23 protein-coding genes and 1 tRNA gene are annotated in these 24,543 nt (G+C 58.4%); 12 read left to right on the forward strand and 12 right to left on the reverse strand.

What is annotated here, in order from left to right; translation table 11 throughout:
* Positions 1–240 precede the first annotated feature (240 nt).
* Positions 241–585, forward strand: a complete 345-nt coding sequence (locus ABJ076_RS19475; RefSeq protein WP_348190617.1) for a hypothetical protein — start codon at positions 241–243, stop codon at positions 583–585.
* Between the two features lie 395 nt (positions 586–980).
* Here ABJ076_RS19475 and ABJ076_RS19480 read toward each other — a convergent pair whose 3' ends face one another.
* The 3 genes from ABJ076_RS19480 to ABJ076_RS19490 all read right to left on the reverse strand — a co-directional run bounded on the left by ABJ076_RS19480 (position 981) and on the right by ABJ076_RS19490 (position 2,544).
* Positions 981–1,742 carry a hypothetical protein gene (locus tag ABJ076_RS19480; RefSeq protein ID WP_348202645.1) on the reverse strand — a complete coding sequence of 254 codons (762 nt, stop codon included), beginning with the start codon at positions 1,740–1,742 and terminating at the stop codon, positions 981–983.
* Positions 1,743–1,988: 246 nt separating this feature from the next.
* Positions 1,989–2,065 (reverse strand) — tRNA-Arg (locus tag ABJ076_RS19485).
* A gap of 89 nt (positions 2,066–2,154) precedes the next feature.
* Complete coding sequence (locus ABJ076_RS19490; protein WP_348190623.1) at positions 2,155–2,544, reverse strand: ParB N-terminal domain-containing protein; 390 nt, start codon at positions 2,542–2,544, stop codon at positions 2,155–2,157.
* Between the two features lie 626 nt (positions 2,545–3,170).
* Here ABJ076_RS19490 and ABJ076_RS19495 point away from each other — a divergent pair.
* The 6 genes from ABJ076_RS19495 (at position 3,171) to ABJ076_RS19520 (ending at position 8,035) form a co-directional block, all read left to right on the forward strand.
* Positions 3,171–3,974 (forward strand): fumarylacetoacetate hydrolase family protein, encoded by an 804-nt coding sequence (locus ABJ076_RS19495; protein ID WP_348190626.1) that lies wholly within the window; start codon positions 3,171–3,173, stop codon positions 3,972–3,974.
* On the forward strand, positions 3,971–4,837 hold the full coding sequence (locus tag ABJ076_RS19500) for a DUF547 domain-containing protein (RefSeq protein WP_348190629.1): 867 nt from the start codon (positions 3,971–3,973) through the stop codon (positions 4,835–4,837). The genes ABJ076_RS19495 and ABJ076_RS19500 overlap by 4 nt, the downstream gene beginning before the upstream one ends.
* 99 nt (positions 4,838–4,936) lie before the next feature.
* On the forward strand, positions 4,937–5,749 hold the full coding sequence (locus ABJ076_RS19505) for a universal stress protein (RefSeq protein ID WP_348190632.1): 813 nt from the start codon (positions 4,937–4,939) through the stop codon (positions 5,747–5,749).
* A gap of 152 nt (positions 5,750–5,901) precedes the next feature.
* Positions 5,902–6,924, forward strand: a complete 1,023-nt coding sequence (fliG, locus tag ABJ076_RS19510) for a flagellar motor switch protein FliG (RefSeq protein ID WP_348190635.1) — start codon at positions 5,902–5,904, stop codon at positions 6,922–6,924.
* A 25-nt stretch (positions 6,925–6,949) separates the two neighbouring features.
* On the forward strand, positions 6,950–7,285 hold the full coding sequence (locus ABJ076_RS19515; protein ID WP_348190638.1) for a TraR/DksA family transcriptional regulator: 336 nt from the start codon (positions 6,950–6,952) through the stop codon (positions 7,283–7,285).
* 6 nt (positions 7,286–7,291) lie between these two features.
* Positions 7,292–8,035 carry a pyridoxamine 5'-phosphate oxidase family protein gene (locus ABJ076_RS19520; protein WP_348190641.1) on the forward strand — a complete coding sequence of 248 codons (744 nt, stop codon included), beginning with the start codon at positions 7,292–7,294 and terminating at the stop codon, positions 8,033–8,035.
* Between the two features lie 118 nt (positions 8,036–8,153).
* Here the strand turns inward: ABJ076_RS19520 and ABJ076_RS19525 are convergent, their stop codons facing one another.
* Positions 8,154–9,065, reverse strand: a complete 912-nt coding sequence (locus tag ABJ076_RS19525) for a LysR family transcriptional regulator (RefSeq protein ID WP_348190643.1) — start codon at positions 9,063–9,065, stop codon at positions 8,154–8,156.
* A gap of 171 nt (positions 9,066–9,236) precedes the next feature.
* Between ABJ076_RS19525 and ABJ076_RS19530 the strand changes: the two genes are divergently transcribed.
* Complete coding sequence (locus ABJ076_RS19530; RefSeq protein ID WP_348190645.1) at positions 9,237–12,821, forward strand: ABC transporter ATP-binding protein; 3,585 nt, start codon at positions 9,237–9,239, stop codon at positions 12,819–12,821.
* Between the two features lie 108 nt (positions 12,822–12,929).
* Here the strand turns inward: ABJ076_RS19530 and ABJ076_RS19535 are convergent, their stop codons facing one another.
* Genes ABJ076_RS19535 through ABJ076_RS19545 form a run of 3 tightly spaced genes read right to left on the reverse strand, consistent with a single transcriptional unit; the run spans position 12,930 to position 16,800 of the window.
* A complete protein-coding gene (locus ABJ076_RS19535; protein WP_348190648.1) occupies positions 12,930–14,087 on the reverse strand; it encodes a M20 family metallopeptidase in 1,158 nt (385 codons plus the stop codon).
* Between the two features lie 35 nt (positions 14,088–14,122).
* Positions 14,123–15,949 carry an adenylate/guanylate cyclase domain-containing protein gene (locus tag ABJ076_RS19540; RefSeq protein ID WP_348190651.1) on the reverse strand — a complete coding sequence of 609 codons (1,827 nt, stop codon included), beginning with the start codon at positions 15,947–15,949 and terminating at the stop codon, positions 14,123–14,125.
* Positions 15,946–16,800 carry a ferritin-like domain-containing protein gene (locus tag ABJ076_RS19545; RefSeq protein WP_348190654.1) on the reverse strand — a complete coding sequence of 285 codons (855 nt, stop codon included), beginning with the start codon at positions 16,798–16,800 and terminating at the stop codon, positions 15,946–15,948. Before ABJ076_RS19545 ends, ABJ076_RS19540 begins: the two co-directional genes overlap by 4 nt.
* Positions 16,801–16,932: 132 nt before the next feature.
* Between ABJ076_RS19545 and hisI the strand changes: the two genes are divergently transcribed.
* Together hisI and ABJ076_RS19555 are read left to right on the forward strand one after the other, a co-directional pair.
* Complete coding sequence (hisI, locus tag ABJ076_RS19550) at positions 16,933–17,382, forward strand: phosphoribosyl-AMP cyclohydrolase (RefSeq protein ID WP_348190657.1); 450 nt, start codon at positions 16,933–16,935, stop codon at positions 17,380–17,382.
* Between the two features lie 4 nt (positions 17,383–17,386).
* Positions 17,387–17,938 carry a cytidine deaminase gene (locus ABJ076_RS19555; RefSeq protein ID WP_348190659.1) on the forward strand — a complete coding sequence of 184 codons (552 nt, stop codon included), beginning with the start codon at positions 17,387–17,389 and terminating at the stop codon, positions 17,936–17,938.
* A 2-nt stretch (positions 17,939–17,940) separates the two neighbouring features.
* On the opposite strand, the gene ABJ076_RS19560 is transcribed toward ABJ076_RS19555, so the two are convergent.
* Positions 17,941–18,324 carry a RidA family protein gene (locus ABJ076_RS19560; RefSeq protein WP_348190662.1) on the reverse strand — a complete coding sequence of 128 codons (384 nt, stop codon included), beginning with the start codon at positions 18,322–18,324 and terminating at the stop codon, positions 17,941–17,943.
* Between the two features lie 68 nt (positions 18,325–18,392).
* Between ABJ076_RS19560 and ABJ076_RS19565 the strand changes: the two genes are divergently transcribed.
* Complete coding sequence (locus ABJ076_RS19565; protein WP_348190664.1) at positions 18,393–18,923, forward strand: Lrp/AsnC family transcriptional regulator; 531 nt, start codon at positions 18,393–18,395, stop codon at positions 18,921–18,923.
* Between the two features lie 34 nt (positions 18,924–18,957).
* Here the strand turns inward: ABJ076_RS19565 and ABJ076_RS19570 are convergent, their stop codons facing one another.
* Positions 18,958–19,605, reverse strand: coding sequence for a TetR/AcrR family transcriptional regulator (locus tag ABJ076_RS19570; protein WP_348190667.1), 648 nt, complete (start codon positions 19,603–19,605; stop codon positions 18,958–18,960).
* A gap of 114 nt (positions 19,606–19,719) precedes the next feature.
* Here ABJ076_RS19570 and ABJ076_RS19575 point away from each other — a divergent pair, with 114 nt between their 5' ends.
* The gene (locus ABJ076_RS19575; protein WP_348190670.1) at positions 19,720–21,756 is read left to right on the forward strand and encodes an NADH:flavin oxidoreductase; all 2,037 of its coding nucleotides are present in this window, start codon (positions 19,720–19,722) and stop codon (positions 21,754–21,756) included.
* Positions 21,757–21,776: 20 nt separating this feature from the next.
* On the opposite strand, the gene ABJ076_RS19580 is transcribed toward ABJ076_RS19575, so the two are convergent.
* The 3 genes from ABJ076_RS19580 to ABJ076_RS19590 form a co-directional block, all read right to left on the reverse strand.
* Positions 21,777–22,619: a flagellin gene (locus ABJ076_RS19580; protein ID WP_348190673.1), complete on the reverse strand. Its 843-nt coding sequence runs from the start codon at positions 22,617–22,619 to the stop codon at positions 21,777–21,779.
* A 245-nt stretch (positions 22,620–22,864) separates the two neighbouring features.
* Positions 22,865–23,326: a thioredoxin-dependent thiol peroxidase gene (gene bcp / locus ABJ076_RS19585; RefSeq protein ID WP_348190676.1), complete on the reverse strand. Its 462-nt coding sequence runs from the start codon at positions 23,324–23,326 to the stop codon at positions 22,865–22,867.
* Between the two features lie 83 nt (positions 23,327–23,409).
* Entirely contained in the window at positions 23,410–24,426 is a 1,017-nt protein-coding gene (locus ABJ076_RS19590; RefSeq protein WP_348202646.1) for a sodium-potassium/proton antiporter ChaA, read from the reverse strand.
* Positions 24,427–24,543 lie beyond the last annotated feature (117 nt).

Here is a 24,543-nt window from a genome sequence, read left to right on the forward strand (position 1 = left end):
CATCTTGCTTTGGTACGCAGGTGCAACCGTTATTGCCGCGGCGGGCCGTCTTCTGCACTGGTTTCTCATGTCATGAAATAGAAGCCGAGCGCATGCTTTCGGTATAGACATACCTCAAAAAGTCGCCATAAAGTACGCGGGCTTTCAAGGTAATAATCTGTATTTAGGATGCTTAGGGGAACGGCATTGCGGCCCAACGAAGATCTTTTACCGCTGCATAGCTGGCGGGAAACTGATTTCGTGGATGATATCCCGGAGACGGCTATGGCCGCGCTCAGGCTCTATTATGAGCTTGCAAGGACTGATAATCGTGAAGCCGTTCTGACAGCCATCGCTTCTCAGCCATCACTCTCCGGTCCTTGTCATGTGCTCTTCCAGCTCATGGATAGTCGGGTTGAGGTAATCGAATGCGGGTCACAGGTAACCGCAGAAGTTGCCGAGATTATTGTCAGGATCATTGAAAGCGATATCACGCGCTCGGAAGATGGCGCGCGACGATATACGGTCAGCGCCGGCTCTTTGTGCGATGTCACGATCCTGCCGCTTTTCCAGAATGCAGGGATCTGTCTGGCGGTGGTAGTGTGATCACAGACGGTATGCGCCTTGATGTCATCAAAGGAGAGGATCCAGCCGCTGTCGTTACGTATGACAAACTGGATTTTCGCCTCGGAGTTGACAACCAGCTGGCGGAAGTCTTTACCCTTACGTCACGCGCTGGAAATCGGAGAGCACCCAGCATATCCGGCATCTCATTCAATGAAATTGCACGCCGTGCGCCGGATGTGTTGCCTTACATCCATATTCTGAATGTTTCTGATGAGCCTGCGACGTTCGAGTTTGAGAGGTTCGGCTTCGGTACGACTGTAACGGGCGGGTTTCAGCCGAGATACTTCGGTGAAACAGTGCCGCTCTTTGGCCCAAAACTCTGGTCTAGTCTCGCCAGCCTCTATGCCGACGCAGCCTTCCGAAGCCGTGTTTCTCTATCCGAGGTTCATGCGCGCTCTGTTGGTCAATGGTACGCTTACCGCCGCTTGATCATGCCCCTGTCCACAAATGGCCGAGAAGTCGACCAAGTTCTTTGTGCCGTGGTTCATAAGACAGTCGAGTTCCAAGGCTTGTTGCCGGGCGATTTCCTCGGCGTTGATGTCGATAAAATAGATTCGGTCAGCCTTTCCGGTAAGACGGAAGTCACCTGACAGGCCAAGCCATTCGCGCTCGAAGCCATATACACCCGCGCCGAAGCCTTTGTCATGAAGGCCGGATAGGATAATGCCGCAGTGCCGGTCAACGCCCCAATGAATCACCGAGAGTGCGCGAACGAGGCGGGGTAGAGATTGAGAAAGTCCGGTCTTGCGGGCTTTCGGGTGGACCCATAGCCCGCCTGCGTGACCGATCTTGCCGGACAAATCCATCTTGATCGCGTGTCTCGTGCAAGGTTCGGCAAACATTCCGGTTTCCTTCACGAAGCCGACAAAGTCGTCGGTCTCGATGATCCGGTCACAGATGATTGCGATAGTTTCTGCATTCTTGTTTGATACTCGTAACCAAAATGCGTCACTTGGCAGGTAGTCAGCTTTGTCGGGGTCGAACATGCTCGAGACGGCCGTCGTGGCGGGCGCACCTAACATTATCCGTTTCCATTCGGTCATGTCGCTCTCGATCGAGATGCGGTATCCGGATCGGACAATAAGGGTCATCATTTCACGGTAGAATGAACGCGCAGTTTCGATATGGGCTTGCATGTCTGTTCTCCTTATCTGGCAAGAGAACAATAGTATGCGCTATACGACGTCTTCGAGTGTCTGGAAATGATTGATTTATACTATCGGAGAGTTGCTCATTATTGTGCGCTTATTCAGCTTCGGTAACCTTCCGGAGTATATAAATGGTTGCCGGCCTCAAGCGTTACTACCCCGAATAGAGTTTCCTCAGCCCCAGAGATTACAATTTGGAGCCATCATTTCGTTTCGGACTGAAATGGAAAAAAGTGGTGACCCCGACAGGATTCGAACCTGTGACCTACAGATTAGGAATCTGTCGCTCTATCCTGCTGAGCTACGGGGCCGCCTAGGCGAACGTGATACAGGAGAGTGCAGCTATTGCCAATGGGGTGTCGGAGGGTAAGTGTACAGAAACGATGCAGGAGATGATTGGTCAGGCGGTCAGGGAACGGTCATCGTTATCCGAGACATCCTGCAACGGTCCTTCCGTGACGAGGCAGCTGATATAATTGACCTTTTCGCGGAACAGGTTCGATAGCCATTCTTCAGCCACCTTGCGAGCCGCAGTCAGGCGATGGCCGCCATCTACCAGTACGAAGCTGTCGTCGAGATAGAAGATGCGGAGTGGGTCGCTTGAGGCGTAGCCGTGATCCCTGATTGCGCGGACTAGCTTCCAGAACCGTTCATTTTCCCGGTCCATGCCGCGGTCGTCATTGATCAGATGAAGTTTCTGAATCTGGTCAAGCGTCAGATCCACCTCGGCAAAGCCCTGGTGGCGTATCTGTTTCCTGATCGATTTCTTCACTTTACCCTTGATGACCATGTCGGCCGCCTCACACCTTTCCCCTATGGGTTATAACTCAATGAGTTAGTAAATATGTTCGAACGAAATCAATTTCCAGAAAATAATGCGCACTCATTGCGCATTATTTTCCCCGGATGAGAAAATTCGCTCGTGCGCTTCTATCTACACTGCTGATAAATTGACATATTTTAGCTTAGTGCACCTAAGGGTCTGGGATAACGAATCAAATAATTTTCCGCTTTGAATTTCCTCTGCTGGTTCTGTTGTTGAGCTTTATATGCAGGATCGCGTTCAAGGGTCACGTCAGAGGCGTTTGGTAATTCGACCTTGGCTGCCGAATACGTGCGAACGATGGCGGCGAAAGGAGAGGCCGGAAATCGCATGAAGATAATTTTCCGAAGATTGTGTGGGCTTTATGCAGAATGTGCATGAGGGCCAACCGAAGATCATTTCGTCATGGTCTGCACGAAGATTCATTGTTCGAATGAAGGTTCGAATGCGTCAGGAGCAGCGGGCTGCTGTTTCTGGGGCTTGTCCCTCGACGTAACGTGAAGCGTTGCACCACCTTGAGAGAAGGTCCTGGATCGGAGAGACTTGTCTTTGAAAAGACAAAAGGTCTGCAAATACACAGGGAAGGACGCTCCATGGCTGAAGCTGGCAGGAATTTGGAGAAGGAAAGGGCTGTGGCCCGTCACCTGCTTGAGGAGCATGCGGGCCGTCTCCGATACGAAACGCTGTCCGGCGAATTGGCGCTCTCCGACATTGCTGAGGCCTACAGGGCCCAGGAAGCATTTGTCTCCATGTACCAGGAACGGAGCGGCGCGAGCATTGCTGGATACAAAATCGCGCTGACATCTGCTGCCATGCAGGCCTTTGTGGGTGTTGACCACCCTTTGCTCGGCGCGATCTTCGACCAAACTGTGGTTCCGTCGCCCGCGGAAATTTCTCTGGCTGAATTTCAGCATGTCGGGATCGAGTTCGAATTGGCTCTTCGGCTGGGTCGTACGGTCCCTGCCGGAACATACGATGCGGATTCCATTGCGCCGTTCGTAGATGCTGTGTTTCCTGCGTTCGAGCTCATCGAGGACCGCAACGCGGTTTATGAGAATTTCGATGCGAAAACTCTGGTCGCAGACAATGCCTGGTCTGGCGGTGTCGTATTGGGGGCACCGATCATGGACTGGCGTGGTTTTGATCTGACCGCCACGCCGACGCGTCTCGACGCGAACGGGGAGATAGAGAGTGCTGTAACCGGCGCGGCGCTGGGCAATCCGTTGACCGCTCTTGCCTGGGCAGCAAACGAGCTCTCCACTCAGGGGCGGGCATTGGAGGCCGGAATGATCGTAATGACAGGATCGACTCTCAAAACCCGTTTTCCCGGTTTGGGCGAACAGTTTCTATACGAAGTCGAAGGGATCGGGTCGGTACAGATGTCTACCGTTCCGTGACCTCCAAGAGCGGGCCGAACCGTCGTCAGATGATGATCGGCGGTGTTCTTGCGACAGCACTCGGCGGCTGCGCTGGAGGTTTCCCGCAGTCGGACCAGCCGTTTGTACCGGGTCCGGTGCGGCCGCTGGAGGTGTGGCGGGCGCATGTGCCGGGCGGGCGCAGACTGGTGGACCATCGCCTCTGGGACAGGTTTCTCTCCAAATATAGGAGGTTGAGGTCGGACCACGTCCCGATGCTTCCTTATGGTGAGATCCCGACTGCGGAATGGGAGTTGCTCGATACGTATCTGAGCACATTGGCCGCGACGCCTGTCAGCATGCTCGACAGGCCGGAGCAATATGCCTTCTGGCTCAATCTGCACAATGCTCTCGTGGTGCGCCTGATTGCCCGCGCCTATCTCGTGCTGTCGGTGCGTGACATCGATTTCGGCAATGGAACGCCATGGGACAGGCCGATCGTCGAGGTCGAGGGGCGGCCTCTCAGCCTCTCTGATATCCGCAATGGTATCCTGCGCGCTTATTGGCGCGACGGTCGTGTGCATTATGGGCTTTGTTACGGTGCGGTCGGGTCTCCGGGCCTTTTGGCGCAAGGTTTTAGCGGTGGGAATGTCGACAGGCTGTTGGACGAACAGGCGCTCGATTTCGTCAATCACCCACGCGGTGTCTGGGCCGACGGGAGGACCGCAACTCTCTCGAGCCTCTATGAATGGTACGCGGAAGATTTTGGCGGCTCGCGCGGGGCAATACTGTCGCACCTGCGTCTTTATGCATTGCCGGGTCTGCGGCGGATGATGGCGGACGGTGTCGCTATAAACTATGCCTATGACTGGTCATTGAACGATGCGACGGGCAGTTTGGGTTAGAGTAGGTTTCCGCATTTCTGCTATGCTTTCTTTACCGCTCGGGTCTTTATTCGGTGCCGTGACCGGCCTACGCTGCGGTATGAAAAGGGGACGCAATCGATGAAACAAATCCTTCTCCCGTTCGGGGCCGATAATGCCGACGTGACGCCGGTTTCCGCCGCAACGCGCTTTGCGAGCCGGTTTGACGGTAATGTCACGGCCTTGTTCTATCCGCGCCTGCCGGATCCGGTGATTGTCGATCCTATGAGCGGCGGTGTGGTGTCTTACGAAGGCATTGACGAGGAGGTTGCCGCTCAGCGGGAGCAGGCCGAAGCGCAGTTCCTTGCGGTGAAGAAAGGGCTGTCTGCCGATCTTGGAGGGCGGGTTTCCGTCGAGTTGCAGCGCCTGTCGAACTGGCGCCAGATTGGCGAGGAATCACGCATTTTCGATCTAACCGTGGTGGCGCGGGCAACCCGCAGCCCGCACTGGCAGACCCTTTTCGAGATGGCCCTGTTCGAAGGCGGGCGCCCGGTCATGCTAACGCCGGAAGGCTGGGATAAGGCGTTTGGCGATACAGTTGTGGTCGCCTGGAACCGGAGTACTGAAACAGCGCGTCTGATCGGGCAAAGCCTGCCGATACTGTGCTCTGCCAAGGCCGTTCATATTGTTGAGCTAGAAGGTTGGTACGCCTCGGGCCCGGATGGCAAGGCTTTGCAGAACTATCTCGCCGGCCACGGTATCAAGGCCGAGCAGCACAAGAGCGAGGCGCCGAATGGACCAGGCGCAAAGATGGTCGAGATTTCGCGCGATCTTGGCGCCGATCTGATGCTTAAGGGGGCCTACACACAGAGTCGGCTCACGCAGCTGATTTTTGGCGGTGCAACCCGCCAGATCCTCGATCAGGCCGATATTCCGGTGATCTTCGCTCACTGACGCAGAGAAGCATTTTTGGCGCTATCCGGCACTGACTGTCTGACATGGTGTTAGACGTTCAGGCCGGCGTCTTTATGGACTTCTGGCGTTTCCCGAATTGTGATAATATTAGTGTGCTTATATTGAATGACGCCTTTTTGGGGAAGGCTGCTATGGGAATGCGTGTCCGCGAGGATTATCGGGGGATCACCGGTCCGGAGAAGTCCGCCATTCTGCTGATGTCACTCGGCGAGGATCAAGCTGCAAGACTGTTTGCGCTGCTTGATGACGAGGAAATCAAGGAAGTCTCCCAGGTCATGGCGGGGCTGGGTACGGTGAGTTCCAACATCGTCGAACGCCTTTTTGTCGAATTCGCGGAGCAGATTTCCTCGACCGGCTCTCTCGTTGGCTCGATGGACTCGACGGAGCGCTTGCTCAACAAAGTGCTTGGCGGTGACCGCGTCAACGACATCATGGAGGAAATCCGCGGTCCGGCCGGCCGCACCATGTGGGACAAGCTCGCCAACGTGAACGAGCAGGTTCTGGCGAATTTCCTGAAGAACGAGTATCCACAGACCGTCGCTGTAATTCTCGGTAAGATCGGCCAGGCACATTCCGGTAAGGTGCTGTCGATCCTGCCGGAAAACTTTGCCATGGAAGTCGTCATGCGGATGCTCCGCATGGAAGCGGTGAACAAGGAAGTCGAGAAAGACGTGGAGCGCGTGCTACGCACCGAGTTCATGTCGAACCTGGCGCGTACCAACCGGCGTGACAGCCATGAGATGATGGCCGAGATATTCAATAATCTCGACCGGGCAACCGAGTCCCGCTTCCTTTCTGCGCTGGAAGAACGGAACAAGGACAGTGCGGAGAAGATCCGCAGCCTGATGTTTACTTTCGAGGATTTGACGCGGATCGACCCGGCGGGCGTGCAGACGCTGCTCCGTTCGGTCGACAAGGACAAGCTCACCATCGCACTGAAGGGTGCTTCGGATGAGTTGAAAGACCTGTTTTTCTCCAACATGTCCGAACGTGCGGCCAAGTTGTTGCGTGAGGACATGCAGTCGCTGGGTCCGATGCGTCTTAAGGACGTGGAGGATGCCCAGACCGACATGGTGACGGCTGCGAAGGACCTTTCTGATCGCGGTGAGCTGGTGATCGGCGGCTCTGGCGGTGACGATCAGCTGGTTTACTGATTCTGCACGTTGTACGCTAAATTCCATGGCGTTCGACTTTGACTATTTTTGCGACCTTTTGCTTGCCCGGCGCGCTGAGCTGAAAGCGGTGATGAAGGCAGCAACGGGAGATGCTGATCCGGTCGAACTCGACCAGAGCCGGGTTGGGCGCCTCTCTCGTATGGACGCATTGCAGGGACAGGCGATGGCCAAGGAAACGGAACGTCGTCGCGGGCTGGAACTGCAACGCATCGCTTCGGCCCTGGCTCGGATCGAAGACGACGATTTCGGCTACTGCGTTACCTGTGGTGAGGAAATCCCGCTGAAGCGGCTGGAGCTCGATCCTGCTGTCACCACTTGCATCGCCTGTGCCCGAAGATGATTCGGCTTGCAGGGCATCTCCGTGTTCACAATCCGCTACGGCTTATGGCTTTGCGCCGACGGAGCTGACGGCACCCAGTTGACGTTGAAGGCTCGGCAGCGCAGCATGGGCGCTCTTCTTTTTACCCGGACGGAAATTATGGTAAAGATCGAAACGGTCGAGGCGCTGCGCGAAATCTATCGGCCTGCGGCAGGGCGTGCGGTCGAGAAGGAACTCAGCGCGCTCGACCCGCATTGCAAGCGTTTCATCGAACTGTCTCCGTTCCTGTTATTAGCGACTCATAACGCGGATGGTGTTGTAGACATCACGCCGCGAGGAGACGGCCCGGGCTTTGTCGCCGTTCCGGACAGCAACACGGTTATGATTCCTGATCGACCAGGAAACAACCGTCTCGATTCACTTACGAACATCCTCTCGAATCCGACATGCTCCGTGATTTTCCTGATACCGGGTGTGGACGAGACCCTACGTATTCGGGGCACCGCAGAGATTCGTGACGATGCCGACTTGCTCGCCGGATTCGAAGTAAAGAAACGGCTTCCGGCGACGGTGCTGACGATCAAGGTCGATCTAGCCTTCCTGCATTGCGCCAAGGCTCTGATGCGTTCCCGGCTCTGGGACCCGGAGGCGCAGATTGAACGCTCGACGCTGCCGACCCTCGGCAAGATGATCATGGATCAGCTCGGAATGAAGGACGATGGCGAGAGCCAGGAAGAGATGGTCGAGCGTTACAAGGAAGTGCTTTACTAGACGCTGGATCAACCGTCATTCCGACGCAGGTCGGAATCCATGGAAGATGTGCCCGGCTCTATAATCAGTGGACCCCGACCTTCGTCGGGGTGACGTTTGTGTGCGGGTGGTGGCGGTTCTAGCCTGCGACACCTTCCAGCACCGATTTTTCCATCTGAAACAAACGCGCCAACTCGTCCATCATGGCGCGGACTCGGGGCAGGGTGCGCAGGTCGCGGTGAACCAGCATCCATTGGTCGGCGATCACGTCATCCAAAATCGGCGTGGCGCGGACCAGGTTCGGGTCCGCATCTCCGATAAAGCATGGCAGCACAGTGACACCGGCACCGGCACTTACCGCGAGATGAAGGCTGTTCCCGTTATTGGCCCGCACCACCGGGCTGCGGTTGCCAAGCATCTGCCGCAGCCAGGCCTGCCCTGGCATGTAGTGATGTTCCTCATCGAATCCGATCCAGGGCAAATAGGCGAGGGAGCCGTTAAGCGGGTCTGTATCTGTGCCGCCAGTCACCTGACCGACAAGCTGTGGCGTGCCATAGACGGCATAGTGGAATCGGCCGATCCGCCGAGTGACTAGGTCCGCCGCATCCGGCACAACCTCACGGATGGAAATGTCCGCTTCCCGCCGGGAGAGGTTAGCCATCAGATGGGTGACATGCAGCTCGATTTCGATTTCCGGTAGCCGGTCGCGCAACTGGGCGAGATGCTGGGTCAAAAAGTGCATCATGTGTTCGCCGACAGAAATTCGTACCGTGCCGCGCGCCGTATCTGAAAGGCCGAGGCTTCGCCGTTCGATAGCCTGCGCGGCATCGTCCATGGCCTGTACGTCGGCCATCAATTGTTCAGCGGCCGGTGTCAGCACATAGCCATCCGGCAAGCGGTCGAACAGGCGGGCGCCGATGGCGTCTTCCAGCGACTTCACGCGCCGGGCCACCGTGGGGTGGCTGACATTGAGCGCCTTCGCGGCTGCCGTCAGGCTCCGTTCGCGTGCAAGGGTCAGAAACACCCGGTAATCGTCCCAGTCGGTCAGCATGGCGCTACCTTAGTGCGAATGGCTCTCAAAGTGGCGGTACAAAATTGTTCACTGCGATGCAAAATTTGTCCAATTCGGGAATATTATCTTTCGGATAGTCTGATCTGGATTGGAATTTGTCGAGCGCTCGACCAGGGGCTCTCTCCCGGGTCTCTCCGAAGGGAATACACCATGCATTTCGAAACCAGACTGTGGCAGTTCACCGAAGGGGTGCGCGGCCGTATCTCATGGGCGATCCTGATCGGCCTGCTCGGTGTCAGTCTCGGCGTCGCCCGGCTTGGGCTTTTGGGGTGGCTGATCGGCCGGATATTTTCCGGCGACACTCTGGAGGATCTCTGGCCCTCGATCGCCGGTATTGCCCTGGTGATGATCGCCCGTGGCTGGGTTGAGCAATGGCGCAACATGGTGGCGCACGAGACGGCAGCCAAGGTGCAGGTCAGCCTGCGCCGGAAGGTCTATGACAAGCTGGCGAGCCTTGGTCCTGCATATGTTGGCCGGGAACGCTCCGGTGCCATCACACTGGCTCTGACAGACGCTGTAGACCGGCTGGAGGTCTATTTCGGCCAGTATCTGCCGCAGCTTGCTGTCTCCCTGTTAGCCCCATTGCTCATCTTTGCCTTCGTTGCCTGGATCGACTTGCCGGTTGCACTGGTCATGCTGGTGTTTGCGTTGCTGGCGGTGTTCGCGCCGGCGCTCTGGCACAGCTCGAATGAGCGCAGTGCCCGCCGGCGGCAGGAGGCCTACTCATCTTTCGCCGCCGAGTTCCTCGATTCTCTCCAAGGCCTCGCCACCCTGAAGGCTTTCGGCCAGAGCAAGGCACGCGGCGATACGCTGGAAGTGAAGGCGCGGGAAGTGTTTCGGAGCACCATGTGGGTGTTGAGCGGCAACGTGCTGGCCCGTGGCATCACAGACAGCGCCATTGCCTGCGGTGCAGCTTTGGCGCTCGGCCTCGGTGCCTATCGGGTGACAGAAGGACAGCTTGAGCTGACGTCGCTGCTGGTCATCATGATGCTCGGCGTCGAGGTGTTCCGGCCGATGCGCGAGCTGCGCAATGTGCTGCATGAAGGCATGGTCGGGCTGTCCGCCGCCAAGGGCATCTACCGGGTGCTGGACGGCGAGCCTGACGTGGTAGATGCGATTGCGTCTGGCACGGCACCGCTTGAGGCCTCGATTACCTTCGAAGATGTCGGCTTCCATTATCCGGGCGCGCCGCGCACCGTGCATCAGGGGCTCAGTTTCGCGGTGAAGCCGGGCGAGCGGATCGGCCTAGTCGGTCCAAGCGGTTGTGGCAAAAGCTCTGTCGTTCGCCTGCTTTTGCGCTTCTTCGATCCGACTGAAGGCCGGATTATGCTTGGCGGCAAGTCGCTCGACGCGCTGCCCTTCGAGCAGATCCGCTCGATGATCTCGGTAGTGAACCAGGATACCTTCCTGTTCCACGGTACGGTGGAGGAAAACATCCGCATGGGTCGGCCCGACGCGGATCACGCCTCCGTGGTTTCCGCCGCTCAAGCTGCCAATATCCATGACTTTATCGAAGGCCTTCCCGAAGGCTACGGCACGGTGATTGGCGAGCGCGGTATCAAGCTTTCCGGTGGCCAGCGTCAGCGTATGGCGATTGCGCGGGCGTTGCTGCGTGATACGCCGATCCTGATCCTCGACGAAGCTCTGTCGGCCGTGGATGCCGAGAATGAGGCTGTTATTCAGGATGCCCTCAATCGGCTGATGAAGGGCCGGACCACGCTGGTTCTGGCGCACCGTCTTTCCAGCGTCATCGATTGCGACCGCATTCTGGTACTGAACAAGGGCAAGGTGGCTGAGGAAGGCCCGCATGGTGCGCTGATGAAGGCGGGCGGGCTCTATGCCGGGCTGATGGCAGAGCAGGCCCGCGAGGCGGAGGCCGCTGAAGCGGCGGAGCCGGTGGTGCGGGACGCGGCGGTGAAACCGGCGGCGGAAAGTCTTGCCGACGTTCCCGGCGGCGCCATGCAGGCGCCGACCGAGGGCATCATCAAGGCGGAAGGCCTGAGCTGGACCGAGGTTGTCACCGAACTGATGAAGGTCATCATGCCGTGGAAGGGCAAGCTCGTGCTCACCTTCCTCTTCGGTGTGCTCAGGGTACTCGGCTTTATCGGCGTCGGCGTGCTGAGTGCTTTCGTCGTACTCGCCCTGAAGAATGGCACGGATTTCACGCCCTATCTCTGGGGGCTGGCGGTGGTGGCGCCGCTTTCCGGTGTGCTGCATTGGCTGGAGTCCTGGCTTGCCCATGACATGGCCTTCCGGCTGCTGGCCGAAATGCGGATCGATACCTTCCGCAAGCTGGACGCGCTGGCTCCGGCCTATCTGGTCCGGCGTCGCACCGGGGACCTGATGACGCTGGTGACTCACGATATCGAACTGGTGGAGTATTTCTTCGCCCACACGGTAGCACCGGCCTTCGTCGCCATTCTGGTTCCAGCCGGTGTGCTGGTCTGGCTCGGCATGGAAAACCCGGTCCTGGCCCTGACCCTGCTACCGTTCCTTGTTGCGGTTGGCCTCAGCCCGTTCCTGATGCGGGGGCGGGTCGACACCCTGGGCTCGGAAGCCCGCGAGGCGTCCGGTGAGCTTGGTGCTTTCGCGGTTGATAGCGTACAGGGGCTCGGCGAGATCGTGGCCTTCCAGCAAGAGGCATCGCGCGGTGACAAGCTGGATGCGCTGGGTCAGCGCCATATCGATCTGCGCCTGCCGTTCTTCCGGGAGCTGACGGCTCAGCAAAGCCTGCTGGAGGCTCTGACCGGTCTCGGCGGCCTTGCGGTGGTCGTCACCGGCGCCTGGCTGACAGCGTCCGGCGCGATTGCGGTGGGCGTGCTGCCGCTGCTCACTATCCTTGCCATGGCCGCCTTTCTGCCGGTCTCCGAGATCGCGCAGATCGGCAGACAGCTTGCCGATACGTTGGGCTCGACCCGGCGCGTCTATGCCCTCGGTAACGAGCCCGTGCCGGTGATGGACGGCCCCGGCGCTCCGGCCCGTTCCGGCGCGGTCTCAATCACGCTGGAAGATGTCGACTTCCGTTACCCGGGGCAGAGCCGCCGGGCCATCAGGGATTTCAGCCTGATGATCCCGGCGGGCAAGACGGTGGCGCTGGTCGGCACTTCCGGCGCGGGCAAGACGACGCTCGCCCAGATGCTGATGCGCTTCTGGGATCCGGACAGCGGCCGGGTGCTGATGGATGGCACGGACCTGAAGGACTACAAGCTGGACGATCTGCGCGGTCGGATCGCACTGGTGGCGCAGGATACCTACCTCTTCAACGACACGCTCCGCGCCAACATCATGCTGGCCCGGCCTGACGCCAGCGAAGCGGATCTGGAGGCGGCGGTACGCCATGCCTCGCTCGGCGATCTGGTGGAGATGCTGTCGGACGGACTGGATACCAAGGTCGGCGAACGCGGCACCAGCCTCTCCGGCGGTCAGCGCCAGCGTGTCGCCATCGCCCGGGCTTTCCTGAAGGACGCGCCGGTGCTGATCCTGGATGAGGCGACCTCGCATCTTGACGCGGTGAACGAGCGGGCGGTTCGCGAGGCTCTCGACCGATTGCAGAGCGATCGCACCACCATCGTTATCGCGCACAGGCTCTCGACCATCCGCAGCGCGGATATGATCGCGGTATTGAGCGAAGGTACGCTGGTCGAAACAGGCAGCCATGAGGGACTGGTGGCGAAAGGCGGACTCTACGCCCAGCTCGTCTCTCACCAGCTCGCCTCTGCGGTGGCGGCAGAGTAGAAAAATAGAGAAGACGTTTTTCCCGGACCCCGATCCGGGACCTTTCGAAGAAGCTTTACGGCTTCAAGGTCCCGGATCAAGTCCGGGAAAACGTATCTTTGTCTATACTTATTCCAGCGTTTCCAGCAGCCGGACCCACATTTTCGCGCGGGGTTCGAGGGAAGAGAAATAGATCTTCTCGTCCAGCGTATGGGCGCCTTCGCCGTCGGCACCGAGGCCGTCGAGGGTCGGCACGCCGAGGGCCGCGGTGAAGTTGCCATCGCTGCCGCCGCCGGTTGTTTCGGTGGCTTCAAGCTCGAACCCGGCTTCGGCCGCGCAGGCCTTGGCATGCTCGAACAGCTTCATGCTGGCATCGGTCGCCTCCATTGGTGGGCGGTTCATGCCACCGGTGACCTCTACGGTAACGTCCGGATTCTGGGCTTTCAGGCCGAGAATCTTGGCTGTCATTTCTTCGCCGTCCGCCTTGGTCAGCACCCGGAGATCGATTTCAGCGACCACATCGCGTGCGACGACATTGACGGCGGTGCCGCCGCTGATCAGGCCGACATTGGTTGTCACCCCGCGCTCGAGATCCACCAGCGCATCAATGGCCTTGATCTGGTTGGCCAACTCGCTGATCGCACTGCGGCCGTCCTCATATCTGGCACCGGCATGGGCAGGGCGGCCGGTGATGGTCATCGTGAATCGGCCGACGCCCTTGCGTGCGACCACGACCTTGCCGCCGTCCCGGGCCGGCTCGGTGACCAGCACATACTTTGCCTTACGGGCCTCTTCCTCGATGAATGCCTGGGAGATTGGGCTGCCGACCTCTTCCTCGGAAACATAGAGGAACGTGATCGGCAAGGCGGTCTTGCGGCCGAGGCGCTGCAGGTGGCGGTAAGCGTAGTAGGGCAGGTAGGCGCCCGCCTTCATGTCATAGATGCCGGGGCCATATACCTCGTCGCCCTCGCGACGGATCTTCAGTGCGCCGTCCTTAACTCCGATCGGATGCACCGTGTCGATGTGGCAGAGCACGAGGATGCCTTTTTCGCCCGCCGCATTCTCGGTTCGGGCCCGGATTATGTCTCCGTAACCGTCCCGTCCCGGTGTCCGTTCAATGGAGAGACCGAGGCCGTCATAGAGCCCCTGAACCTTGTCGGCGACCTTGTTGACCGCATCCTTGTCCGTGGTCGGGCTTTCCGCCTCGACCCAGTCAAGAATGCCTTCGAGGATTTCTTCAGGCTCGATCTTTGGAGTGTTCGAATGCTGAGCGGAGTCCGGGCTCATCTGGGCGTGGCCTTTCGCTGTTGGTCTGGTCGTGGTCAGTCTGCTTTGAGCATAGTGCCCTCCGGCGGGAGGCGCCGGAATGTGACGGGTTCCTTGAACCCTCTTATAACGCGGCGATCCTGCTCCAGCCATTTCGATTTGAGAATTTCCGCCACCGCTGGATCACCCGCGATGGCCTCGCTGATGATGATCTCGCCCGGTCCTGCCTCACCCTGCAGGCGGGCCGCCATGTTGACGGTGCCGCCGAAGTAGTCGAACCGACCGTTCAGGGTGACGGCGATGCAGGGCCCGGAATGCAGGCCGAGTTTCAGGCCTATGGGGTTGTCTGGATGTTCCAGGTTGAACTCAAGAACATGCTCACGGATCGCAAGCGCGGCCTGAATGCCGGATTCCGGTTCGGTGAAGCTGGCCATGACTGCGTCGCCAATAGTTTTCACCACCCCGCCCTCATGCTCGCGCACAATGCTGGACAGGAACTCGAAATGCTCGCGCACAAGCCCATATGCGGGGGCATCGCCGATTTTCTCATAAAGCGCTGTAGAGCCGCTGAGATCGGTGAACATCAGGGTGATATGGGCGATGCCGACCTCGTCGCCACCGCGCAGTACATCCTCGGCAAACAGATGCCGGAACGCCTGAAGGCTGGTCACCCGGTGAGCTGTGAGAGCATCTTCGGCCCATTCCCGTGACTCGACGATAAATACCCTGGGGCGTTGGCAGCGGTTCTTCAGCGTAACCGCACCGGCAGCCACTCCTTCCGCTTCAGCTTCGATTTCCGTTTCATCGACCGCAATCGCCGGGAAGTTGCCACCCGAGAAGTCCAGAATTCGTTCCGGCCCTGGTTCCAGTGTTCGTATTCGGTAAGAACCTGGCGCGAGCACGGTCTCGACGCTCTCGCTGCCGTGAGGTGCGACCCTTATCTGCAGGCGGACATGGGGCGTCGACATCGGGCCAAAGAGACAAAATTCACCGTGCTCGACTTTGCGGATACTGGCCGCCGGCTGGAAAGTCAGCTCTACATTGCGGGCGAAATCCCTGTCGTAGCTGATATTGCAGGAGGGGCAATGTGCGCCCTGCGGCAGTGCGTCGAGGCTGGATGTCGTCAGTTTGGCTCCCTTGCAGCGGGGGCACAGCAGGTCCCAGCGGCTTTCGAGCAGACCATCCTTCACAGCCTGCAGGCACAGCTCGATAACATGCCGTTCGTTCTCTTCCCATTGCCGGGCCAGGCGCAGTGGGCGGATATGCATAAGGTCGACTTCATGTGCCGAAAGCAGCCAGTCTGTGAACCTGCGTCCGAGGCCATGGCTGTAACGGGAAGCGTCGAGTCGAGCGAGCGCGCTCTCAAGCCGCTGGCTATGTGCGTCGTCCAGCTCCACGGGCTCTGTCGGATAGGGTGCTTCGATCTGTTCCTGTACCCATTCTTCGACCCGGACGGCGGTCTGTTCGAAGTCGCGGTCCATCATCGGGAAGATTACCCTGTGGGCGAGGATTCGGCCGATCAGGTTCCGGGGCTCAACATCGATTTGGTAATGCACGATACATCCGGCCCCGTCGGGAACGTCCTCGAAACGAACATGGACGTTGAGCTGTTTCAGCGGGCCCTTAAGAAAGAAGCGGCGGTGCCGGAACCAGTTGCCGGTGGACCATTCCTGCGGGATGTCTTCCCAATGCAAGGTAAGCGGACCGATTTTGGCGGTTGCGTAGAACCGGACGCTGCCATCCGGCTGTGGCTCTTCGCGGATATCATGTTTCGGCAAGCCGATGGATTCGTTGTAGCGCGCCGTATCTGCCAGCGCCTCCCAGACCCTGGCACGCGAGGCTACAAGGTGGTGAACGAACTCGCGCGACAGTATTGCGCTCACGAAGCTTTGCCCCGGCCGGATTTTTGGGAGGCCAGAAACTCCTCACCAAGCGGGACATAGAACGCCGCCGCGAAACCCGCCAGTTCACGGGCCGGGATATTGAAAGGCGGTTTGACGCCGCCTCGGAAATGGGTGCGTACAAGGTGCTGCCAGGTCTCGATCCGGGGTTTGCCTTCGCGGTCGCAGACATGGTCGAACCAGCGCTTGCCAACCGCGACATGGGTAATCTCGTCATCGAAGATAATCTGCAGAATGGCCGAACTTGCCTCGTCCCCCACCTCGCGCATTTTGGTGATCATTGCTGGCGTAACGTCGAGGCCGCGTGCCTCCAACACCAGCGGTACGATGGAAAGCCGGGCCAGCAGGTCATGTGCGGTTTCCGTCGCTGCGCCCCAGAGCCCGTCATGGGCGTTCAATGCACCATAGTGGGAGCCAAGCTCTTCCAGCCGGTCGGCGATCAGTAGGAAATGCTTTGACTCGTCGTCGGCAACCTTCATCCAATCGGTATAGAACTCGCTCGGCAGATCGTGGCCGGTATAGCGGGCGATGATGTCCCAGGACAGGTCGATGGCATTCAGCTCGATATGAGCCAGCGCGTGCAGCAGGGCAATCCGTCCGGCGGGGGCGTTCGTGATCTTGCGCTTTGGCACTTCGCGCGGCGGCCGGAGGGCCGGCAATGCCGGGCGTGCGGGGCGGTCCGGCGGCGTCGCAGTGCCGATATCGCTGATGGTTCCGTTTTTCCATGCCGCGACCGCAGCGCGACCGAGCGTCGCTTTCTGACGGGTATCACCGGTCTCAAGCACGGCGACGGCAGCTTCGGCCAAAGACTGGAAATCATTCACGCGGGACATGCCGGTCCGGTCACTTTCAAAATCCGTTTGAGAACTTGTACGCGCGCCATACCTGTTTGGTCCACTTTTCGCGGCGTTGCAGAAAGGCGGCGCAGCGGCCTATAACCGGATCCTAATTGTGGAGCGATAACCATGTCGACGAACACCCTGTTTTCAGAACGTGGCGATAAAGCGGACCTTGAGGAAGGTTCGACCTTGCAGCCGAAATTCGATGCGGACGGCCTGATCCCCTGCATCACTCAGCACGCGGAGACCGGTGAGGTTCTGATGTTCGCCTTCATGAACAGCGAAACGCTGACGAAAACGCTGGAGCTGGGTGAAGCTGTTTACTGGAGCCGGTCCCGGTCCGAGATCTGGCACAAGGGTGCGACAAGCGGACATATACAGAAGGTGGTCGAGCTCCGGGTCGATTGTGATCAGGACGTGGTTCTATTGCGTGTGATCGCCGGACCAGCCTGCCATGTCGGTTATGATAGCTGCTTCTACCGCGCAGCCTCGATTGAGGACGGCAAAGCGGTCCTCCGCGTGGTGAAAGATGGCAAGGCCTATGATCCTGCTGCCGTCTATGGAGATAAGCATTAGGCCGATGTCGGAGATCGAAATTGTCCTGCCTGCGATAGAGTCCGCCGATACGGTTATCGAGACCGAAGTGGGACAGTATCGCGTCGCCGGGCTGCACATTCCGGAGAAACGCGTGATGGCGGATCCGGCGCTGCTGCGCGATCTCGTCAAGGCTGCCCGCACGGCGGCGTCGAACGCGCATGTGCCCTATTCGCATTTCCATGTCGGGGCAGCCGTCATCATGGCGGATGATCCTGCGGGGAACGTCATCACTGGCGCGAATATAGAGAACGCCTCCTACGGCGCCACGATCTGTGGTGAGCGTAACGCGCTGCATGCCGCCGCCGCGAAAGGCTTTCGCCGTATCAAGTTCCTCGCCCTCTCCACGGCAGATAGCCTCGACGGCCCGCTCCCGGACCGCTCTCCCTGCGGCATTTGTCGGCAGGTGATGCGAGAATTCATCGATCGGGACGAGGCGCAGGACGCGGCCCTGATCATGATGGATACGGGCGATGCGGATTTTACCGCCGACATTCTCGATATCGACCGGCTGCTACCTTACGGATTCCGGCTTTAGGCTCATGCGGCCGCGATCACTTCGATCTCGATGAGCCAGTCCGGCTCGAGTGTTTCCACCACGATTGCCGTGGTCGGAATGCGCCGTCCGCCAAGGGCGGAGAGCCGGGCGTCGCGATTGACTTCCGCATAGCTGCCGTCCCGCATGTAGCTGGTCAGGCGCACGATGTTGTCGACCCCCATTTCGGCTTCATCCAGGATCCGGCGGAGATTTTCCCAGACCAGAACAAGCTGTTCTTCAACAGTGGTCGGGGCTTTGTGGTCGGGTGCAAGCCCCATGGTTCCGGCGACGAACAGGAGCTTGTCGAAACCGGTGAGCAGAATGCCGTGTGCGTAATCCTCTGCCGGATAGATCCCGGTGGATGGATTTATCAGTGATGATTTCATTTTTAGCTCTCCTTTGATCTATGTTCGCTAAAGCAGAAGATTATTCGGCTAAAGAGAGGTTTCATCGAATGAAGGCGGAAAAAGAAATTCTTCAAAAGAATAGTATTCGGTTCACCGACCTGGACGCATTCGACAGAAAGATCTTAAGCGCGCTGACCGAGGATGCACGGCAGACCTATGCCGATATTGGCAAGAGCGCTGGGTTGTCGGCGCCTGCTGTCTTCGAACGTGTAAAGCGTCTTCGTTCGCAAGGCGTTATTGCCGGAACCTCGGCGCGGCTTGACGGTGCGGCCGTGGGAAAGCCCTTCCTCGCCTTCGTGCATGTCGACGCGGATGGCTGGGGAAAAAGCCAGCGCATGCTCCGGTTGCGTGCTTTTCCGGAGGTTGAGGAGATGCATTCGGTAGCGGGAGATACGTGCGTTATCCTCAAGGTGCGGACGGCAAGCGCGCAGGCCATGGAGGAATTCTTATCCCAGCTCTATGTACTGCCGGGCGTCCGGGGGACACGGAGCTTTGTTGTGCTGTCGACCTATCTTGAACGTCCTGTGCAGGCCGATGTCACCGAGACATGGCCGGACATTCCGATGCCGCCGGAATAACCGGCCCGGTGCGGGGTGACCCGGGCCGCCTCGTTCAAGCGGGAATGAATCCGTGATGCGCTTGAAAACGCGCTAATTCGTCTTGTGTCGGGGCGTGGCCGCAAAAGGTTTTCACATAGGCCGGAATCCGCTCCATCCTCAGCGCAAGCGCCTCTTCCACCTGCATTGAAATATAGCCGATCTGGACGAGGTAGATTGTGCGGGCGCGGACATCCGCTTCGCCCGGATCAAAGGCGAAACGCTCAAAGATCGATCTGATCGCTGCCAGCCTGATCTCGTCAGCCGCCGCGACGCGCGCCATAATCGTACTGGATTGATGGGCCCATCCCCGAATGGCAAAATCGAAACGGGGCTCGAACTGGTCATCGTCGAGGAAAACACCCGTCACATTCAGCATCGCCTCCGCGACAGTCCCTGCATATGCATTGCACGCAGAGACAATACCGCCGGTATTTTTCGCCTCCCATTGTTCAAGAAGGGCCGCGAGGATCGCCGAGCGATCCTTGAAAAACCAATAGAAACTTGTGCGTGACAATTCCAGCTGGTTGGCCAACGGCTGTATTTTTACCGCATCAATGCCGTTTTCGAGGAAGGCTGCTTTCGCTGCGTCAAGCCAGATCTCTCGAGAGCCGCGCCAGCCTGAGGTTTTCCGCTCGTTATCTGCAGATGTTTCTGTGTCCATGCTGGCGAGTTTAGCGGCAGGGGCGCCGTGGCACCAGAGAAATGGACATCAATGAACTTAAACTTGACATATATGAACATTTTGTAAAATCATTTGGAAACGCAGGAGGTCCGCATGTCCGTTGATCCGCTTTTCCAGCCTTACACTCTGAAGCATCTGACGCTGAAAAACCGGCTGATGATTACCTCTCATGAGCCGGCTTACCCTGAGGACGGGATGCCGAAGGAGCGGTACCGCGCGTATCATGTGGAGCGTGCAAAGGCTGGCGTGGCGCTGACGATGACCGCTGGCTCGGCTTCCGTCTCGCGTGACAGCCCGCCGGTCTTCAACAACATCCTGGCGTGGAAGGACGAGGTTGTCGGCTGGATGCGCGCGTTGACGGACGAATGTCATGATCATGACTGTGCGGTGATGATCCAGTTGACACATCTTGGCCGCCGTACCCGCTGGGACAAGGCCGATTGGCTGCCTGTTGTCTCTGCCAGTCATGAGCGCGAACCTTCGCACAAGGCCTTTCCGAAGAAGGCCGAGGACTGGGACATCGCGCGGATCATTGAGGACTATGCGGACGCCGCCGAGCGGATGAAAGAGGCAGGACTGGACGGGATCGAGATCCAGTCCTACGGGCATTTGATGGATCAGTTCTGGTCACCGTTGACGAACGACCTTGACGGTCCCTACGGCGGCAGTCTCGACAACCGTCTGCGCTTCACCTTCGATACGCTCCGGGCCATCCGCAAGAAGGTCGGTGACGATTTCATCGTCGGCATCCGCTATACGGGCGACGAATGCTTGCCCGGCGGTCTGAACAAGGACGAGGGGATGGAAATCTCGCGCCGTCTGAAGGATAGCGGGATGGTGGACTTCCTCAATGTTGTGAGGGGCCATATTGATACCGACGCGGGCCTCACGGACCTGATCCCTGTGCAGGGCATGAAGAGTGCGGCGCATCTTGATTTCGCAGGCGAAATTCGCGCCGAGACAAACTTTCCGACCTTCCATGCTGCAAAGATCCAGGATGTCGCGACGGCGCGCCACGCGATCGCCAGCGGCAAGCTCGACATGGTCGGCATGACCCGCGCTCATATGGCCGACCCTCATATCGTTGCCAAGATCCTGCGTGGCGAGGAAGAGCGCATCCGCCCCTGTGTCGGAGCGAATTACTGCCTCGACCGGATTTATCAGGGCGGCATGGCGCTTTGCCTGCATAACCCGTCCACCGGACGGGAGCTGGAACAGCCGCATGAAATTCCGGAGGCGGAAGAAGCCCGCCGCATTGTCGTAATCGGAGCCGGTCCCGCCGGACTTGAAGCCGCGCGCGTCGCAGCGGAGAGAGGCCATCAGGTGATCGTGCATGAAGCGGCGAACGATCCGGGCGGGCAGGTCCGCCTTACGGCCCTCACGCCACGACGGCAGGAAATGATCTCTCTGATCGACTGGCGCTTCCAGGAATGCACCCGGATGGGGGTGACTTTTCATTTCAACAGCTTTGCCGATGAAGAGATGGTTCGTGCCGAGAGCCCGGATGTGGTGATCGTCGCGACCGGAGGTCTGCCGCATACGGAAGTTCTGGGTGAGGGCAACGAGCTCGTGGTCTCTGCTTGGGATATCCTGTCCGGCGATGTTCAGCCTGGTTTGAACGTTCTTGTCTATGATGATGCCGGTGACTATGCCGGGCTCCAGGCAGCCGAAAAAATTGCCGGGGCCGGGGCAAAGATCGAGATCATGACGCGTGACAGGAGCTTTGCATCCGAGGTTATGGCGATGTCTCTGACACCGTCGATGCGTGAACTTCAGAAGCGGGATGTAACATTCACCGTGACCTGGCGTTTGGATGCCGTCCGGCGCGAGGGCAATAGTCTGCTCGCCACGGTCGGTAGCGATTATGGCGGCGTCATGCGGGAACGTCAGGTCGATCAGGTTGTCGTCAATCACGGTACCCGTCCGCTGGATGACATTTACTTCGAGCTCCGCCCGGGTTCCAGCAATCTGGGTGAGGTGGATCATGAAGCATTCATCGATGGGCGACCGCAGGAGGTTGTTCGCAATGCAGAGGGCGACTATCAGCTCTTCCGCATAGGTGATGCCATCGCGGCCAGGAATACCCATGCAGCGATCTACGATGCTTTGCGTTTGGTGACGGCGCTGTAAGACTGTTTTGCCGGTCTCTCTTACTGGAATAGGCCGAGTAAAGTCTGCGGGCGTTGGTTGGCAAGACTCAGGGTCTGTACGGCGAGTTGTTCCTGAACCTGGAAACTCGTCAGGCGTGCACTATCCCGGGCGAGATCTGCATCGACAATGTTACCTAGACCTTCCTCCACCGCGTCGCGCTGACTTTCCAGAAATTCGGTCTGCAGTTCGAGCGCACGCATATCGGCCCCCAGCTCACCGAGAGCCTCGCCGATATTGACCATTTCCGTTTCCCACTCCGCCAGGGCGTCGAGGGCGTTTGCCGACGTGCTGACATCTTCATTGTTGAGAACGGCGTAGCTTACATCCAGGTGATGGCCTCGGACGGTCAGGGTGCCACCATTGATATTCGAGAGAACGTTGACGTTGTTCGGAGTGCCTATCGCGAGGTTGAAGGCAATCGCCTGCTCGACAATGACGTTCTGACCGTTGAAAGACGAGTTTTCCAGGATTTGGCGGAACTGCGCGATTAATTCTTCATAATCGTTCTGAAGAATTTGCTGCTGCTGGGCTGTATTGGCCGGATTAGCAGCTTCGGTGATTTTCTTGCGGATGTCCGCCATCAGGTCCGAGACGGCTGTTGCGCCGGCTATACCCACTTTGGCGATTCCTTTGGCGTTATTCAGCCCCTTGATGACAGCATCTATTGCTCTGATCTCGGTCCTGACACCTTGTGCAATAGCGAAGTTCGATGCGTCCGCGACTGCTCCTGTCACACGCAAACCTGTCGATACACGGTTCTGAACCATGCTGAGGGAGCGTTGGATCGCCCCAAAATTTCTGAGAGCGGTCATGCTCGAAGGGTTGGTCAATATCGAGGTCATTCTGACCACGCTTTCGCAATTTCGAAGTCTGAATAATGGTTAATACATCAAATTATATATAAATGCAATAAGGGTTACGAGTGTATGTAATTCTACTCAGACGATATGCATCCGACGTGGCGTCGAAGAGATCAATATATTCAAAATAAAAAGTTATTCTTTGCCTCGCATCCATTTCGGGAAATAACGGATGCGAGGCTGACTGAAATCAGATTGGTTAACAGAAGACCGAAATCAAGCTTGGGCTATACTCCCTTTGCAGCCTCAAGCACCGCTTCCGCGTGTCCGGGGACTTTCACCTTGCGCCAGACATGACGCACGACGCCATTTCCATCGATCAGAAATGTCGCCCGCTCGATCCCCATGTACTTCTTGCCGTACATGTTTTTCTCGACCCAGACGCCAAAGCGCTCGCACACGTCGCTTTCCTCGTCCGAAGCAAGCATGAAGGGCAAGTCGTACTTGGTTTTGAACTTGTCATGCTTTGCGACAGGATCTTTGGATACTCCAATGATCTCGGCATCGATACCAGAGAAGTCGGGCATCGCATCGCGGAAGGCACAGGCTTCTTTGGTGCAGCCGGGCGTATCGTCTTTCGGGTAGAAATAGAGCACCACTTTCTTGCCCTTGAGATCCTTTAGCGAGACGCTGCCGCCGCCATCCGTCGCCATGTTGAAATCAGGTGCTTTTTCGCCGACATCGACCATTCGAGAAACTCCAGAGCAGGAAAGTTACAAGGTTAACGACCTATTTGGCGCAGAGCGTCCGGTCGTCAAGGCGGGGCGCCATATCATGGGCTGAAGATCAGCATCAGGAAGGCGAGGAACAGAACCAGATGCACCGCCCCCTGCAGCACGCTGGTACGGATGCCGCCGAATGTCAGGCTGCTCATGACCAAGGTCAGAAGGAGCATGACCATGGAGGTCTCGTCGAGGCCGAGGGTAATCGGTTGTGAGATAACAAGACTGATGGCGAGTGCAGCTGGTACGGTCAGGCCGATTGTAGAGAGTGCGGCGCCGAGTAAGAGATTGACCGAGCGCTGTAGCCGGTTGGCCCGCGCCGCCCTAAGAGCGGCAAGGCCTTCAGGCATCAGGACCAGGAGCGCGATGATCACACCGCCGATGGCGGGAGGTGCGGCGGCTTCGACGATCCCGAAATCGACAATCTTGGCCAGTCTTTCTGCCAAGAGAATGATGGGGGCTAAAGTCAGGATCAGGAACCCCGCGTGGAACCACGCGGTCGGCTTCCGTTCCAGAACCTGGTCGGGGTGGAACGCATCCGCTGCTGCTTCCCCGTCACCGGGAGCTTCCGGTTCCTCGAAGAATGTACGGTGCCGGGTGGTCTGGATGCCGAGGAAAACAGCGTAGAGCAGGACGGTAATGCAGGCGAAAAAAGCAGCCTGAAACGGATCGAAGGTCGGGTTCGGCGTTGATGTTGTGAAGTTCGGCAGGACCAGCGCAAAAACCGCAAGGGGCAGTAGGACGGCGATGAAGGCGCGAGCCCCGGGCAAATTGTAATCCTGTTGCCCGTGGCGCAAGCCTCCGAGCAGCAAAGATGCGCCTGCCAGCCCGTTCAGTACTAACATGAGCACCGCGAACATGGTGTCGCGGGCAAGCGTCGGTGCAGCTTCTCCCGTCAGCATAACAGCGGCGATCAGAGCAACTTCGATGCCGACCACGGCCAGGGTGAGGACCAGTGTGCCATAGGGTTCACCCAAGGCTTCCGCCAGCCGGTCCGCATGACGAACGACGCCGAATGCTCCCCATAGCATGGCGCCGAACAGCCAGGCAAACATAAGACCGGCCATGACAGGATCCCGTAGATCACCGATCAGGTGATCCGCGCCGAGCTCGAAGGCTGCAAACGTGGAGGCTCCAACCAAGAGAGGCAGAACATATTTCAGGAAATGTTTAAAAATGCGCGA

It is taken from the genome of Nisaea sp., from assembly GCF_039990255.1.
In the GTDB taxonomy this organism is placed as follows: domain Bacteria; phylum Pseudomonadota; class Alphaproteobacteria; order Thalassobaculales; family Thalassobaculaceae; genus Nisaea.

Excerpts from the sequence above, each read along its gene's own strand:
- ABJ076_RS19525 (WP_348190643.1), bottom strand. The coding sequence starts at position 9,065 with ATGCTGACCGACTGGGACGATTACCGGGTGTTTCTGACCCTTGCACGC.
- ABJ076_RS19575 (WP_348190670.1), top strand. The coding sequence starts at position 19,720 with ATGTCCGTTGATCCGCTTTTCCAGCCTTACACTCTGAAGCATCTGACG.
- ABJ076_RS19480 (WP_348202645.1), bottom strand. The coding sequence starts at position 1,742 with ATGCAAGCCCATATCGAAACTGCGCGTTCATTCTACCGTGAAATGATG.
- ABJ076_RS19565 (WP_348190664.1), top strand. The coding sequence starts at position 18,393 with ATGAAGGCGGAAAAAGAAATTCTTCAAAAGAATAGTATTCGGTTCACC.
- ABJ076_RS19580 (WP_348190673.1), bottom strand. The coding sequence starts at position 22,619 with ATGACCTCGATATTGACCAACCCTTCGAGCATGACCGCTCTCAGAAAT.
- ABJ076_RS19505 (WP_348190632.1), top strand. The coding sequence starts at position 4,937 with ATGAAACAAATCCTTCTCCCGTTCGGGGCCGATAATGCCGACGTGACG.
- ABJ076_RS19530 (WP_348190645.1), top strand. The coding sequence starts at position 9,237 with ATGCATTTCGAAACCAGACTGTGGCAGTTCACCGAAGGGGTGCGCGGC.
- hisI (WP_348190657.1), top strand. The coding sequence starts at position 16,933 with ATGTCGACGAACACCCTGTTTTCAGAACGTGGCGATAAAGCGGACCTT.
- ABJ076_RS19560 (WP_348190662.1), bottom strand. The coding sequence starts at position 18,324 with ATGAAATCATCACTGATAAATCCATCCACCGGGATCTATCCGGCAGAG.
- ABJ076_RS19535 (WP_348190648.1), bottom strand. The coding sequence starts at position 14,087 with ATGAGCCCGGACTCCGCTCAGCATTCGAACACTCCAAAGATCGAGCCT.
- bcp (WP_348190676.1), bottom strand. The coding sequence starts at position 23,326 with ATGGTCGATGTCGGCGAAAAAGCACCTGATTTCAACATGGCGACGGAT.
- ABJ076_RS19515 (WP_348190638.1), top strand. The coding sequence starts at position 6,950 with ATGGCGTTCGACTTTGACTATTTTTGCGACCTTTTGCTTGCCCGGCGC.
- ABJ076_RS19555 (WP_348190659.1), top strand. The coding sequence starts at position 17,387 with ATGTCGGAGATCGAAATTGTCCTGCCTGCGATAGAGTCCGCCGATACG.
- ABJ076_RS19570 (WP_348190667.1), bottom strand. The coding sequence starts at position 19,605 with ATGGACACAGAAACATCTGCAGATAACGAGCGGAAAACCTCAGGCTGG.
- ABJ076_RS19495 (WP_348190626.1), top strand. The coding sequence starts at position 3,171 with ATGGCTGAAGCTGGCAGGAATTTGGAGAAGGAAAGGGCTGTGGCCCGT.
- fliG (WP_348190635.1), top strand. The coding sequence starts at position 5,902 with ATGGGAATGCGTGTCCGCGAGGATTATCGGGGGATCACCGGTCCGGAG.
- ABJ076_RS19545 (WP_348190654.1), bottom strand. The coding sequence starts at position 16,800 with ATGTCCCGCGTGAATGATTTCCAGTCTTTGGCCGAAGCTGCCGTCGCC.
- ABJ076_RS19490 (WP_348190623.1), bottom strand. The coding sequence starts at position 2,544 with ATGGTCATCAAGGGTAAAGTGAAGAAATCGATCAGGAAACAGATACGC.
- ABJ076_RS19590 (WP_348202646.1), bottom strand. The coding sequence starts at position 24,426 with ATGGCCGGTCTTATGTTTGCCTGGCTGTTCGGCGCCATGCTATGGGGA.